Consider the following 15,187-nt stretch of genomic DNA (forward strand, 5'->3'; position numbering starts at 1 on the left):
CAGAGCCATCTTAGGCTGGGAGCCCAAAGTTGGCCGCGCCGAAGGTTTGAAGATCACTTACGAATACTTCAAATCCCTTCCCGATAAGGAAATTCAACATAAAGACTTTACTTACTTTAATAAATAAGTAACCTCATTAAGCAATACAAAAGGCTGCCTCAAATTTTGAAGCAGCCTTTTGTAGTTATAAAGGTATCCCCTAAAGGTTGATTAATATCCAATAGTAAACCGTTGCTTAATAAACTTCGGCTCTTCCAGTTCATCAATTAAAGCCACCGCGTAATCATCATAAGTGATCCGACTATTACCATCAGCATCAAATACCGGATTATCCTTACCGATGCGGAACTTGCCAGTTTTTGCGCCCGGTTCAATAATTATTGCGGGGCTAAAGAATGTCCAATCAAGCTCAGTTTCGTTACGGTAAACGTTTAGCGAGTCGCGTTGTTTAAGAGCTGCGGCTTTCCATTGTTCCGGAAACTCTGGTGTATCAACCAACTGTACGCCAGGTGCAACTTCAAGGCTGCCAGCGCCGCCAACGTTGATTAAACGTTTGATGCCCGCCTTTTTAGTAGCATCAATAATTGATTGCGCCACCTGGCTAAACAAAGGGAAGGTTGCCGGGTTGCTCCAGTCAATACCGAATGAGCTGATCACAGCATCTTGTCCTTTAAGGATCTCTGCCAATTCATCTGTATTCAAGGCATCACCTTTAACAAACGTAAGGTTAGGGTGGGTAAAGGCTAACTTTTCAGGATTACGGGCTATGCCGGTCACTACATGGCCACGGTTTAAAGCCTCTTCTACAATGCGCGAACCTATATTTCCGTTCGCGCCAATAATTGCTACTTTCATTTTCTTGTTATTTTAGTTTGTGATGTTTATTGAATTGTAATATATATTGTTACAGTTATGTGTAAAAAAAATTAATCGAACTGGTTTAAAAATTGAGATAAGGTAGTGGCCCGCAATTGCTCAACCATGGCACGCTCAGCATCATCATAAAGGTTAGTCAAATGATTATCCATTTGGCGGCCGATAGGGCATTTAGGATTTGGCGTATTTTTAGCCTGCCCAAGCAATGGTGATTGCCTCACCGCCTCATACACATCCGACAATCGGATATCCTTTGCAGCTTTGCTTAAATAAGCCCCGCCGTTTTTACCTTCCCTGCTATTAATCAGGTTATGCTTACGCAGATTGATCAGTTCTTTACGTACTAAAACCGGGTTAATATTAATACTGCCCGCCAAATAGTCCGATGTCAATACCTCCCCTTTGGCCGAAGCCAAAAGTGTCAATATATGTACCGATATAGAAAAGCGACTGTTATTCATTACTGTAATATTTATTATTACAGTGCAAATGTAATAATGTTTTTTGGGAATACAAGAAATGTGAAAATAAAATTGTTTACTTTATGGAATTGGATACTTTTAAGAATCTTATTAAATATGAAAAGAGTGTTGTTCGTGCCAATATTTTTATTGTTGTGTTCAATTTCAGGATGTAAGTCGGAACAAAAAATAAAGTTTGAGAGAATAATATTTCATACATCGATTTGTTTTGGTACTTGCCCTGTATATCATCTTGAGGTTAATGATCATAAAAGAGTTAAATTATATGCCGAAACTGTTTTTAAAACAGACACCGATTTGTATGATGAAGATCATTCTAAAATGGGATATTTTATTGGAACGGTAAATAATACAACGTTTACTAAACTTTTAAACAATATTGAACAAATGGGGCTTGATAGTATTAAGTTTAATAATGCAAGCTGTTGTGATGGTTCATTAATTACAATTATCGTTTATTACAACGGAAAGCGTAAGTATTTGAGATCTATGTTTCCACCAGAAAAGGCAAATAAACTGATATCGACTTTGTATGAAATATGTGGTACTAATTTGAAACGAAGTGGAACACAATTTAATATTGAATCTGAAAAAAAATAAAAAACTGTACTACATCACCCCTTTCTTCATATACTCCGCAATCACCGCCTCATTCCCATCGCCACTACTTTCAAAAGCTTTAATAATATTACGACGCTCGGTTTCACTCCGGTTCTGGCTCAACTTATTTTTAGCTTCCAGCGATGTTACCTTGATCTCAAATGCCACAATACCGTTCAGCATCCTAAATTTAAACTCATCAGATAAACCATTCCACTGCTCAAGGTAAGCCGCGTCATAGTAAAGGATGCTCTTTTCCATTAATGCTAATTGTTCAGTCTGTTCACTTAAAATAGTAGCCCTACCATAGGCATGCACGGCAATATAATTCCAGGTAGGCACGCTTTGTTCCTTTTCGTAATGTTTTGGTGAGATGTAAGCATGTGGCTCGGTAAAGATCACCAGGATGTTATTATCTAATTCCTTAGCCTGTGGATTGGCTTTCGCGAAATGGGATAGAATATAAACCTCACCATCGCGCTCCTCTATCACAAAAGGGATATGTGTAGCCATCGGTAAATTATCTGACGATGTAATAATAGTTCCAAAGCTGTATTTCTGCATAAAAGCAATTATCTCAGCCTGATTGGTATTCACAAAATGTTTAGGAATGTACATGAGATTCGGTTTAGGTAATTATAAAAACATGTCATTGCTGTGAGGAACGAAGCAATCGCTACGGAGAAAGATGGCTATGCAAGTTCACCATATATCGTATGCGATTGTTTTAAAGAAGGCGAGAAGAAAGATCACATCTTCCATCTTACCTGATCCATCTTCCATCAAACTAAAGCCCTTCCAGCATACTCTTCAGCACCGCCTGCGCGGCCCACACACGGTTTCCCGCTTCATGTAATACTATCGAATTCGGCCCGTCCAATATTTCCGACGAAAGCTCCAGGTCCCGTCTCACAGGTAAGCAATGCATTACTTTGGCATCATTGGTTTCCGCTAACTTAGCTTGAGTCAGCATCCAATCCTCATGTCCGCTCACCACCTTGCCATAAGGCTCGTATGCCGACCAGTTTTTTACATAGATAAAATCCGCATCCTGTAATGCCTCAGCTTGGTTATGCGTAATGGTAGCGCCTTGTGTAAAATCCTCACACAAGTTATATCCTTCCGGATGGGCTATCACAAAATCAACATCAGCCTTGCACATCCACTCGGCAAAAGAGTTTGGTACAGCCTGTGGCAAAGCCTTCACATGTGGTGCCCAGGTTAATACAACCTTAGGCCATGGGCGGGTTTTCAATTCGGTAATGGTAACCAAATCGGCCAAACTTTGCAGCGGGTGCCGCGTAGCCGATTCCAGACTTACCACCGGTATGCCGCAAAACTCAACAAACTTGTTAAATATCTCTTCGCTGTAATCAAGTTCACGATCTTTCAACCCCGGGAAAGAGCGTACACCTAAAATATCCAGGTACTCGCCCATTACACCCGCCGCTTCGCGTATATGCTCAACAGTGGTGCCATTCATTATCACACCATCATTCATTTCAAGCGCCCAGCCTTCTTTGTCAATGTTCATCACCATTACATTCATACCCAAATTCAAGGCAGCTTTTTGAGTGCTGAGGCGGGTACGCAAGCTTGGGTTCAAAAATATCAGGCCCAGGGTTTTGTTCTTACCCAAATTCTGATTAGCATACGGGTTTTGTTTCAAAGCCAGAGCATCGGCAACCAGTTGGTTAATATCAGTAACGTCGTTTACAGAAGAGAATAATTTCATTGTTAGATTATTATTATTTAATCTTGTCATTTCGAAAGAGCCTGCCTGCCGGCAGGCAGGGTACGAGGAGAAATCTTCTGCATCATTCCCATCGGACGGACATGAACCATTCAGAAGATTTCTCCTACCGTCGAAATGACAGTTAGTATATGTATTAGTGGCTAACCACCGTGCTCGCTTTCAAAACCGTATTAAACGCTTCTAAAAATCTATCAGCGTGCGCTTTAGATAAGTTTAAAGCAGGCAACAAACGGATCACGTTCGGTTTAGCCTCACCGGTAAATATCTTGTGCTTAAACAGCAATTCTTTTTTTACATGAGATAACTCCTCTGGAAGATCAATACCGATCATCAACCCACGACCACGCACTTCCTTAACTTCCGGAAACTTGTTTAACTCACTGATCAGGTATGCACCAACTTCGGCAGCGTTCTGCATCAGTTTATCCTGCTCAATCACTTCCAAAACGGCCAAAGCAGCCGCGCAAGCCAAATGGTTACCGCCAAAAGTAGTACCAAGCATAAAGTAAGCAGGTTTAATTTTTGGCGCGATAGAAATGGCCCCTATCGGGAAACCATTGCCCATACCCTTAGCCATGCTGTAGATATCGGCGTCAACGCCCGCAAAATCATGCGAGTAAAACTTACCTGTACGGCCATAACCGCATTGTACGCTATCCGCAATAAATACGGTGTTATTCTCATCGCACAGCGTGCGTATCTTTCTCAAAAAACTTTCGGTAGCAACCTGTATACCACCAACACCCTGAATACCTTCAATAATTACCGATGATATCTGATCTTTATTGTCCGCGAAAGCCTGCTCCAAAGCAGCCTCATCGCACCACGGCAAAAATATAACGTTGTCTGTTTCGTTTATCGGCGCAACTATCTTCGGGTTATCGGTAACAGCCACAGCCAGCGAAGTACGGCCATGAAACGCCTTACGGAAAGCGATCACCTTCTTGCGTCCGTTATAAAACGAAGCCAGTTTCAAAGCGTTCTCGTTAGCCTCTGCACCCGAATTGATCAAAAATAACTGGTAATCTTCCTTACCGGATACATGGCCCAGCTTGGTAGCCAGTTCCTGCTGCAATGGGATCTCGATAGAGTTTGAATAAAAACCCAACTGATGCAACTGATTTTCCAATCGCTCCACATAGTGCGGGTGCGTATGACCGATAGAGATCACCGCATGCCCACCATACAGATCCAGATATTCAGTACCATTGGCATCCCAAACCAGGCTGCCCTGTCCCTTAACAATGTTGATGTTGTTAATTGGATAAACGTCGAATAGTTTCATATTCCGAGTATTATAATGTTTTACTACTTGTCATTGCGAGGAACGAAGCAATCGCACGTAGGCAAGTTCGTCTTGCAAAGTCCGCGATTGCCACGCTAACGCTCGCAATGACATATTTATATATTAAAAAGCTACTGCTTTTAAACGTAAGCCCGCATCTTCAGCAAGGCCAAATAACAAATTCATGTTCTGCACAGCTTGTCCGGAAGCACCTTTTAAAAGGTTATCCATTATAGAAATAATGAAAATCTTATTCCCATGCTTCTTAACCTGCACAAAGCACTTGTTAGTATTCACAATCTGTTTCAGATCAATATTCCTATTTGTCACATGCGTAAACGGATGCCCGGCATAGTATTCTGTATAAAGTTTTGTCGCCTCTTCTTCGGTCAAATCACATTCGGTATATATCGATGCGATAATACCTCTTGTAAAATCACCACGGTAAGGCACAAAGTTCAAGGCACCAACTTCTGTTGACGGTTGTAATTGCTTTAACGATTCGCCTATCTCATTCAAATGCTGATGATCAAAAACCTTATAAACCGACAGGTTATCATTCCTCCACGTAAAGTGCGAAGTAGGGGATAAGCTCTGCCCGGCACCGGTAGAACCCGTTGTAGCCGTAATATGCACTTCGTTGGTCAATAAACCTTTTGATGCAAGCGGCAATAAACCCAATTGCAAACAAGTAGCAAAGCAGCCTGGGTTAGCAATGTTTTTAGCTGTTTTGATGCTTTCGCGATTTAACTCCGGTAAACCATAAACAAACGTTCTAAAGGTAGGCTCCGGATCAGCAGTAATATGTTGATTTTGGAACTTTGAATTTTTACCCAATCTAAAATCCTGACTCAAATCAATGATCTTCACATGAGCCGCTATGGGGTTAGCTTCTAAAAACTTCCTGGCATCGCCATGGCCAACACATAAAAACAACACATCGATCTCGTTCGATAATTCACCACTGAATTTCAGTTCAGTATCACCAAACAAATCGGTATGTACCTCGTAAATATAATTACCGGCATTGCTGTTGCTATGCACAAAGGCAATATCAACATTAGGGTGATTAATCAGTATACGCAATAATTCGCCACCTGTGTAACCAGCCCCACCAACTACGCCTACCTTTACAAGGGGGGAAATAGTAAGATTTTTTTCGATGTTTTGCTCCATATCTATATTATTATTCCCTTTTCGGGGATTTAGGAGTTAACCCTGTCATTTATAGTAGAAGGCGTCGAGTATAAAATAAACTCCAGATCGGTATTGATCTTATTGCTGATAAAATGCTTCTGACCAGCTTTTATCTCAATCCCTTCATTCGGCTTTAAAGTAAACTCCTTGCCATCAATATTAAACGTAGCCCTTCCCGTCAAAATAAAAAAGAACTGGTTGGCTACCTCATGGTAATGCAGCTTTTCGCGCGTATCAGGTGGCATCAGCTCTTGTTTTATCGATAACGCCTCCGTTTCTACAAACGTCCAGCCGTAGCAACCATCACCCCAGGTGTACTGGTTTATACAGTTAGATTTTGAAACAGCACCTATAAATTTCGGCACCGGAGAATCATTATTTTGTTCGTTATCCATATTTTATTTTTATTCCCCCTTTAGGGGGATTAAGGGGGCTAATCGTTAGTTTTATTAACCTTATGATAGATCATCACCTGGTTGCCAAATATTTTAGAAAAGCCCTTCACATCATCACCACTCCACGAATTATTCATCTCGCCATAAGTCCCAAACTTATTCGACATTAAATCATGATCAGATTCGATACCGATGATCTGGAACCTGTATGCGTTCAGTTCAACAAAGACCTTGCCGCTAACCTGTGTTTGCGTATCATTTAAAAACGCCTCGATGTTGCGCATAATCGGGTCGTGAAACTGACCTTCGTGCAACCAGTTACCATAGAAAGTTGATAACTGATCTTTCCATGATAGCTGCCATTTAGTTAACGTATGTTTCTCTAAAGTATGGTGCGCTTTAATAATGATGATAGGCGCAGCAGCTTCAAAACCAACCCGGCCCTTTATACCAATAATGGTATCACCTACGTGTATATCACGGCCAATGCCATAAGGCTGCGCAATAGCTTGTAAAGCCTGGATAGCTTTGGTAGGATGCTCGTATTGCGTACCATCAATAGCTTTTAATTCGCCTTTTTCAAAAGTCAATTCCAGTTTCCTTGGCTCGGTTTGCGATACTTGCGTAGGCCACGCATCCTCTGGCAAGCCCTGGTTTGATGTTAAAGTTTCTTTACCACCAACCGATGTTCCCCAGATACCTTTATTGATAGAATATTTAGCTTTCTCAAAGTTCATCTCCACACCATGTTTCTTCAGGTAGGTAATCTCTTCTTCGCGGCTTAATTTCAAATCACGGATCGGAGTTAAGATCTGCACCTCCGGAACAAGAATGTTGAAGATCATATCAAACCTAACCTGATCGTTACCGGCGCCGGTGCTGCCGTGGGCAACGTACTCAGCGTTAATTTCTTTGGCATAGTTGGCAATAGCGGTAGCCTGGCTAACACGTTCGGCGCTTACCGATAACGGGTAAGTATTGTTTTTTAACACGTTACCGTAGATGAGGTAGCGGATACAGGTATCATAAAAGTTAATGGTTTCGTCAACCACATGGTGCGATGTTACACCCATTTCGTAAGCGCGTTTTTCAACAGCCTTCAGTTCTTCATCGCTAAAACCACCGGTATTTACAATTACCGAATGCACCTCCATATCAAGGTCGCGGGTTAAATAGATACAGCAAAATGAGGTATCTAAACCCCCGCTGTACGCCAATACTACTTTTTTCTTCATCGTGTTAAATTGTCATTAGTCAGTAGTGAATAATCAACTACTATTTATATGTTATGGTAAGCAGCTATAAAACCACTCACCGCTCTCTATTCACTGCTCACCTTAATGATCGTGGCCTATTTTTTTTAATGCATTCTCTATCCGCTCAAGCAAATTGGCCTTGTGCGTTATCTTCTTTACTTTCTCTTCGTATTCCTTTTGTTTTTCGGCAGGGTCAAACAACATGGCGGTACACATGCAGTTTTTGCGGTCCTTACTCATCAAAATATCGTAGTTAACACAGCTTTTACAACCGGCCCAAAAGTTTTCGTCTTGCGAAAGTTCCGAGTAGGTAACGGGCTCATAACCCAGATCGCTGTTTATCTTCATTACAGCCAGCCCCGTTGTTAAACCAAATATTTTTGCTTTTGGATATTTTACTCTCGATAATTCAAAAACTCTTTCTTTAATGGCCTTAGCCAAACCAACTTTCCTGAATGCCGGATTTACGATTAAGCCCGAGTTAGCTACAAAATCGCCATGGCTCCAGGTTTCAATATAGCAAAAGCCGGCCCAGGTGCCATCTTTGTATAAAGCTATCACAGCTTTACCTTCCAGCATCTTATCGGCTACATACTCCGGTGAGCGTTTAGCTATACCCGTACCGCGTGCCTTTGCCGATTCGGCCATCTCATCACATATCTGCTGCGCATATTCAACATGCTGTCCGGTAGCAACCTGAATATCAAAATCTTGTATGGTCATTATTTAAAAATGGAATATTAGTTGGAAAAATTAAATGGCTTTTGCAGGCCATAATTAAAACAAGTAATCAGAAAAAGGTTGAACTTTCTTTTCCTATTGGGAGAGGTTGACTGACTATCAATCAAAGTCTGGTAATATAAAGCCTTCGTCGGGAGGTCGACAATACAAAAACATCCGAAACCAAAGCACGGGTCACCAAAGCATAAACTGCTTTTGGCGATATCGTATTTAAGGTTTGCATACTCATTTTTTACCGTTTTTGTGTGCTTTAAATTTTAGTGCAAAATAGGCTATAATTTTTTGATTATGCAATACCGAATTTTAAAAATGATATTCAGTTTACCACAGTATAATATTGCGATTGGATGCAGGTATTACATCCGTCGCCAAATAAAAAAGCGGATACTGTAGATAGGGTAGAACGCAGAATCAAATAACGGCCTCTATTAAGTAGCTTTTCCCGTTAAGGCTAAACCCGTCGCCTGCTTTTTTACCTTTTATTAATGCCCCAATTGGCGAAGCTATAGATACAGCGAAGTATGCCTGCCCGTCTACCGTTAATGTTCCGGCGCTTATGGCTAAAAAGAATTTGCCGTTTGTGGTAATTACCAGGCTGCCGCTTTCGGCTATGGCTGAGTTGCCGTTAATGTTAATGCGGTTTAGGGCCACCATTAATTTACTGGCTTCGGTTAGTTGGGCAATGTTGCGGTTGGTATCCTGCTGCATCATTTCGCGGCTGGTTTCGTATTTATCTCCGGCGCTGCTCTTGGTATCGTCGTTTGATGCTTGCTGGGCCGATTGGATGGCCTGTTGAGAATTATCGATCCTGTTTTGCACGTAAGCAATGCATAGCTGCAACAGGGTGTTTTTTATTACGCTCATAGTTTTAGCGAAGGTGAATAAATACCTTCAAAATTAAAGCTTAATAATCAATATAATCACTTGATGCATTGCGCGCGGTGGTTACCTTCAATATCACCCAATTATCTGATGAGTAAACAGGGTACAGCCTAATGTCGTTTTTATTTTCCATAATAGCTTTGTACTTGTAGTTAAGCTGGGTAAAGCCCCCAACCGGGTTATCAAAGCTGGTTATCAAAACGTAATCAACATATTTATTGGGGTTTTCTATGGCGCTTAAAAATGAGGATTGATAAGGTAAAGTAAGCGCATGGATATCTTTAACAAAAGAGACTACCGGGTACGCGTTTGCATCGTCAACCAGTACCTGCGAATTATGGGGCAGGTGATTGATGTAGCTTGCTACATCTTTATACTCGTCGTATGAGTCTTCGCTGATGTTGCTGCGGGTAATGGTTGTTACAAAGTTTTTTTCGCTTTCGATGAAGGAGTTTTTCAGGAAGTAATAACCGGTGTAGATCTGTATCACCATCAACATGGATATTAAAGCTTTAAAGCCGATCCGCCGCGAAATGATGTGGCCCTTGAAAACCACCGTCAGGAACGACATGGCCAAAAAGATAAGGTAGTATTCGATGGAGAGAAAGCTGTTATCGTATTTGATCTTGAAAAACTCCAATAACCCGAAAGGAATTAAAATAGTGATTAAGTGTTGTGTGTTCGATCTGAAAAAATAAGCCCCTAATAAAATAAGCGGACAAAAGACAAGTACCCGCACCGACGTTAAAAAACTAACCTCGGGAATGGTGTAATTATCTATAACAGGTGTTATAGAGCTTTCCAATTTATCAACCAGAACATCCCATGTAGCGTAAGGGTTATCGTTAAAATAGTTAAAATCGTTGGCGTGAGTTTGGTTCAATATCTTATAACAAAAGATAGATATGATGGGCAATATGAAAATGATCACATACATGGCAAATGTTTTATTCATCAGTTTACGCCTTAACGATGGGTTGTTAAAACTCATGAACAAACGAAAAACGGATTGCTTTTCGCTCAGGTTAAGGCTCTGTATAGCGATGGAAATTATGAGCGGTATAAAGAATAAGGTGATCCAGATAAAGCGGTAATCGCAAAATACCAAAATTACCAGTATGATACTGGCAATGGAGATATGGAAAGTAGTATTGGAATAATAGAACCTGAAAATGTTATAGAAAAAGAGGAAGAAAAATATGAGTGAGAGGTATATCCCTTTGCCCGAACATGCTGTAAAAAGTATCCCCGGATGGAATACGAACATAATGATGAGCATTAGTACAAAGAAATTCTCGTTAGTTGTTTTAATTACACAAATACCAATAACCAGGAACAATATGGCAGTACCGATACATGATGCGATGATAGGTGCAAGGGCGCTACTAACCCCCAGCGATTTAAGCCCGTAAAAGGGCAACATCCCATAAAATGGAAATATGGGCGATGTTAAACCAATAACCTTTAAGCGATTTCCAGCACCATCAAAAATAATGCTGGCCTTTTCTACATAGAATAACGACTCGTGATTGTGATAGCCCGCGTGCGCCATGTTGATACCTATAATAAGGTAGTACACGGCAAGCGCTATGGTTATCAGTATTAAATATAGTAGTCTGCGTTTCTTCATTGATCAGATAGCGATCCTAAGTGTTTTATGGTTTGGATGATTTATTTGGTTGTAGCGTTATTAACCTTGCTTAAACCATGGTTTGTTTTTTCCCAATAAAAAGGTTTTACAATGAGCTGGTAAAGCCCCTTATATGCCGATATAGAATGCAGCAACCAATAAATAGGGTTGGCCAGGGCGAATAATATCAGCTCATAATAACGGCGTTTAAATACGGCCATCATGTTGATGTAAACCATTAATACGTTACCTACTATGAGGTTAAAAATGGATATGAACAACACCCAGTCGGGAAAAAGGGCTTTGATGAAAGCAAAATCGAACACTACGTAAAAAACAAATACCGATAGTAATACCGGGTAAAGTAAAAAGGTAACCGGGGTTGCTCCAATAAAAAAGTTGAAGCCTAAAAAGCCTTTCAATCCAATTTTTTTGTAAAGCTTGTAAGGGTTACGCATGTGGACCAGGTACGATTGCATGTAGCCTTTTATCCAGCGTGAGCGTTGGCGTATCCAGTTAAAAGGTTCGTTATTGGCTTCTTCGTAAGTGGTGGAGTTGATGATGGATACTTTGTAGCCTTTAGCATAAGCGCGTACACCTAAATCGGCATCCTCGGTAACGTTAAACGGGTCCCAGCCACCTAATTCAATAAGTTTATCCAGTTTAAAGTGGTTGCTTGTTCCACCCAGTGGGATAGGGATATCCAGCGTATCCAAACCTGGCAGCATATAATCAAACCAGTACGAATACTCCAGGGTAAACATACGGGTCAAAAAGTTCTCGTTCCGGTTAAAGTAATTTAACGCGCATTGAATACAGATATAATGCGCGGGCAGTTTATTAAATAAAACAATTACTTTTTTTAACTGATCGGTATCGGGGATATCCTCGGCATCGTAAATAGTGAGGTACTTACCGCGCGAAAAGTGCAAACCATAATTACATGCCTTCGGTTTGGTTTTAGGCATATGGAAGGGTACTACCACCACGTCAAATATGGCAGGGAAGTTCAGATCGCGTACCGCGTTGAGGGTTTTATCGTCATCCTCTTCTATCAGTAGTTTAATATCCAGTTTTTCGCGTGGGTAATCTAAACTTTGCAGGTTCCAGATCAATTTTTTGATCAGCTTATCCTCTTTATACACTGGTAAATGGATGGTGTAAATAGGCATATCATCATCATCAACCTCTTTTACCTCTTCTTTAGTTACGGCCTGGTGCAATTCAAAACGTGATCCCGTTAAGGCTAAAAACAGCTTAAACACAATACTGATCAAAAAGAAAGTGCTAACAATAACGTTAAGCGTAATGGCTGTAATGGTAAACCTTACAAACAACAAAGCTACGGTAAGCCCAATTATACCAAATATAAAATACATCTGGTTATTGGAAAAGGTAATAACCGCCGAAGCGTCGGGGTCACTTTTCATCAACTCAAACACGGCCGATTTTACGTAGGGTTCGCCCAGTAGCTTATGGCTCATCCAGCAAATATCCAGATCGGATGCCAGGATGATCTCGGGTTCCAGCCCGTAGGTATCGTAAACGAAATTGATAAAATCCTGGTCGGTAGGGTCGGCCATTAGGGTCACTACCTTGTTGTCTTCTATCCGGATAGGTAGCGCGAAAACGTTGCTGATGTGTTTAAGATCGAGCCGTTTTAATACTTCACTATCAATAGGCTCATGCCTTACCTCACGGTTAAAGGTGTACCCATGGTGCATTAACGAAGCTTCGTAATTTTTGCGGGATATGTAACCAAAGGTTAGCATGATCTTGATGATCGAGATCCCGGAGCGGTCGGAAAAATCGCGGATAGCTACCAGATCCTGCTCCGTGATGAAGCCGTCCTGGATAAGGATATCGTGAACCGGAATACTTTCATCAATGAAGTTTGACATGTTTGATCGGATAGAATGATATGATGTTTTATCGGTAAAGCAAAGCGATAGTTATTAATGCTATCGCTTTGCTTATTATCTTACCAGTTTAATCGTTAAATGACTCCTGCGATTTTTGCACCCTCGATCGTACGTAAAGGAAGGATATCAAAATGAGCACGAGTATCACGAGGAGTATATACAAGTTATAAGCCTCCCAAAATTGCGCGAAGGAACCTTTGGCATCGGTGTACTCCAGATTATCACTGTCTTTACTGATGTTGAACAGGTATTTGTTAAACTCATCAGAGATACAAATATTACTTGAGAGCGTAGATAGCTGATCGGTAATGGATTTGGCTGCCGACAGGAAAGCCTGATCTAACTTATGCCCCGTACCGGTGATAATTAGCGTGCCGTTGTTACCACGGCCGTAAAATATCTGCGCCAAACCGTTGGATACTGTATCATTCAACTCGTAAACAACCTTGTTATTTTCATTATTGTAGAGCCTGAATGAACGCTCGAAATGGATTGGTGCATCCGGAAATTCTTTCATTATCGGATCATCCTTTTCCAACAGGGCAATAATGTTGTTCTTTTTTAAGATGGATTTATCCAACTGATCTGAGAAAACAAAATCGGGGAAATTATCGGCATGCAGGTTATTGTTTAGTTCGTAAATGATCTCGCCAATAGTAGCTGCTGTAGCGGCGGCGGTTTTACGGCTTAGTACAATAGTTGTTTTACCGGTATTAAAAGCTTCCGGGTATTGGTAAAAGCTTAAGTTATTGGCAATAAACGGAATTTTTGTTTGCAGGTATGATTTGGCTACGTTGATCTCGGCAAAGTAGTTGGTAAAGCTGTTCTCGCAGTTACCGTTACCAGGATAGAGCCTGAACTCGGTTTCGAGCGTGTTGAATTTTTGCAGCTCGTAGCGGTTAATAATAGCGCTGGCGTTAAGCTTGCCCGATGGATCGAGCTTTTCGCTGCTGATCAGGATCCCGTTGAGGTAGATGTTGAAGAAACCACGGTCGTTAACGTTAAGATTGGCGTAGTTACCAACTATCTTAATTTCAATTTCTTTCGGGGTAAAGGCAAAATCACTATTCTTAAAGCTGTAGGTGTTTTTTAACGAACCGATACCTTGCAGAAAGGAGGTTAAACCACCCATATCCTTCAGCGTTAAGCGCGATTTACTTTCGTCGATGGTTTTAACGCCTGTGTTTTCGGCTTTGTTGATGATCAAAAAGTCGCCAAAGCTTGAGTTAATTACGTTACTGTTGGCCAGTGTTGTAATGGCGTTGTTGTAGCCTTCGTCGCTGTAACCGGTAACAAATAGTACCTCCATTGGTACTGGTTGTATGGATACTACTTTTTCGAAGGTGATATCATTATTCTTTTTAAATACCTCGCGCATACCAGTATCGGGGCGCATTACCACATCTTTACGCAGGTATAATAATCCTTGCCCTTCCTGTGGCTTAACCTTTAGCAGTTGCTTCCTGTCTTCGGGTATGCTGCCCATATTACCAACAACAACATAGTTGGTTAAACTATCCGGAACATGGTTAGAAGGGTAAACTTTGATCTGTTTGATCTGCGTTCTTTTTAAACGGGCATAAACCCATCCAACAGCTTTTAAATCTATCAGGCTTGGGTTTGCCGGGTAAATAATAGCCCTTTTTGTATCAAAACAGTTTGATATGTTAACGTTGTTGAAAAAATTAGTGGTGGTTTTTAATAAGGATAAATAAGAAGTTCCCTTTATTTTAACCCACATTGATGGATTGTCAACATCCTTACACTTATCATCGGTAACGTTAAGCAAGGTTCTGATCTGAACTTTTAAGTATTTTTTATCTTCGGTTAAGCTGGCCCTATCCAGTTTAATGGTGTACCTGATAATTGAATCGGGGGCAAGGTGGGTGCTGTATACCGGCTTATCATTGATCATGATGTTGAGGTACGAGTGTGCCCTTAACAATACCTGCGATGGCTCGATAAACATCACCAGCTTACTGCCTTCTATCTGCACGCTTGGATCTATCCTGATAAAATATGCCGATGAGCCGCTTACGCCGCTAATCACATCATCATCATAACCTAACGATTTAAATGTAACTATACTTTGCGCGGATGTAACACCGGCAAGTAGCATCAGGAATAAAAAGAAACTTAAAACTTTGTTCATGTTGTATGTAATG

The 15,187-nt window shown here is 41.0% G+C and carries 14 protein-coding genes and 1 pseudogene; 2 read left to right on the forward strand and 13 right to left on the reverse strand.

The features are described 5' to 3' along the window. A pseudogene (locus ABIN91_RS01365) lies at positions 1-127 on the forward strand (SDR family NAD-dependent epimerase/dehydratase); the annotation flags it as partial. An 83-nt stretch (positions 128-210) separates the two neighbouring features. Here ABIN91_RS01365 and ABIN91_RS01370 read toward each other — a convergent pair. Both ABIN91_RS01370 and ABIN91_RS01375 read right to left on the reverse strand, forming a co-directional pair. Further along, complete coding sequence (locus ABIN91_RS01370; RefSeq protein ID WP_348047652.1) at positions 211-855, reverse strand: NAD(P)-dependent oxidoreductase; 645 nt, start codon at positions 853-855, stop codon at positions 211-213. 71 nt (positions 856-926) lie between these two features. Continuing rightward, complete coding sequence (locus tag ABIN91_RS01375) at positions 927-1,337, reverse strand: Rrf2 family transcriptional regulator (protein ID WP_348047654.1); 411 nt, start codon at positions 1,335-1,337, stop codon at positions 927-929. A 117-nt stretch (positions 1,338-1,454) separates the two neighbouring features. Between ABIN91_RS01375 and ABIN91_RS01380 the strand changes: the two genes are divergently transcribed. Beyond that, a complete protein-coding gene (locus ABIN91_RS01380; protein WP_348047656.1) occupies positions 1,455-1,958 on the forward strand; it encodes a DUF6438 domain-containing protein in 504 nt (167 codons plus the stop codon). A 9-nt stretch (positions 1,959-1,967) separates the two neighbouring features. Here ABIN91_RS01380 and ABIN91_RS01385 read toward each other — a convergent pair whose 3' ends face one another. From ABIN91_RS01385 to ABIN91_RS01435, 11 genes are all read right to left on the reverse strand, one after another. After that, entirely contained in the window at positions 1,968-2,576 is a 609-nt protein-coding gene (locus ABIN91_RS01385; protein WP_348047657.1) for an FMN-binding negative transcriptional regulator, read from the reverse strand. A gap of 169 nt (positions 2,577-2,745) precedes the next feature. Further along, complete coding sequence (locus tag ABIN91_RS01390; protein ID WP_348047659.1) at positions 2,746-3,693, reverse strand: acetylornithine carbamoyltransferase; 948 nt, start codon at positions 3,691-3,693, stop codon at positions 2,746-2,748. Between the two features lie 154 nt (positions 3,694-3,847). Next, positions 3,848-4,999 (reverse strand): aminotransferase class III-fold pyridoxal phosphate-dependent enzyme, encoded by a 1,152-nt coding sequence (locus ABIN91_RS01395; protein WP_348047661.1) that lies wholly within the window; start codon positions 4,997-4,999, stop codon positions 3,848-3,850. Positions 5,000-5,122: 123 nt separating this feature from the next. Next, positions 5,123-6,175 carry an N-acetyl-gamma-glutamyl-phosphate reductase gene (gene argC / locus ABIN91_RS01400; RefSeq protein WP_348047663.1) on the reverse strand — a complete coding sequence of 351 codons (1,053 nt, stop codon included), beginning with the start codon at positions 6,173-6,175 and terminating at the stop codon, positions 5,123-5,125. Between the two features lie 29 nt (positions 6,176-6,204). Then, positions 6,205-6,591 carry a cupin domain-containing protein gene (locus tag ABIN91_RS01405; protein ID WP_348047665.1) on the reverse strand — a complete coding sequence of 129 codons (387 nt, stop codon included), beginning with the start codon at positions 6,589-6,591 and terminating at the stop codon, positions 6,205-6,207. Between the two features lie 38 nt (positions 6,592-6,629). Continuing rightward, complete coding sequence (argG, locus tag ABIN91_RS01410) at positions 6,630-7,826, reverse strand: argininosuccinate synthase (RefSeq protein WP_348047667.1); 1,197 nt, start codon at positions 7,824-7,826, stop codon at positions 6,630-6,632. Positions 7,827-7,928: 102 nt separating this feature from the next. Then, positions 7,929-8,570, reverse strand: a complete 642-nt coding sequence (locus ABIN91_RS01415) for a GNAT family N-acetyltransferase (protein WP_348047669.1) — start codon at positions 8,568-8,570, stop codon at positions 7,929-7,931. Between the two features lie 429 nt (positions 8,571-8,999). Next, entirely contained in the window at positions 9,000-9,452 is a 453-nt protein-coding gene (locus tag ABIN91_RS01420) for a 3-oxoacyl-ACP synthase (RefSeq protein WP_348047671.1), read from the reverse strand. Between the two features lie 40 nt (positions 9,453-9,492). Next, on the reverse strand, positions 9,493-11,100 hold the full coding sequence (locus ABIN91_RS01425; protein WP_348047673.1) for a hypothetical protein: 1,608 nt from the start codon (positions 11,098-11,100) through the stop codon (positions 9,493-9,495). Between the two features lie 41 nt (positions 11,101-11,141). Beyond that, a complete protein-coding gene (locus ABIN91_RS01430; RefSeq protein WP_348047675.1) occupies positions 11,142-13,001 on the reverse strand; it encodes a glycosyltransferase family 2 protein in 1,860 nt (619 codons plus the stop codon). Positions 13,002-13,089: 88 nt separating this feature from the next. Then, positions 13,090-15,174, reverse strand: coding sequence for a cellulose biosynthesis cyclic di-GMP-binding regulatory protein BcsB (locus tag ABIN91_RS01435; protein WP_348047677.1), 2,085 nt, complete (start codon positions 15,172-15,174; stop codon positions 13,090-13,092). Positions 15,175-15,187: the final 13 nt, after the last annotated feature.

Origin of the sequence: Mucilaginibacter sp. (genome assembly GCF_039921305.1) — a bacterium.
In the GTDB taxonomy this organism is placed as follows: domain Bacteria; phylum Bacteroidota; class Bacteroidia; order Sphingobacteriales; family Sphingobacteriaceae; genus Mucilaginibacter.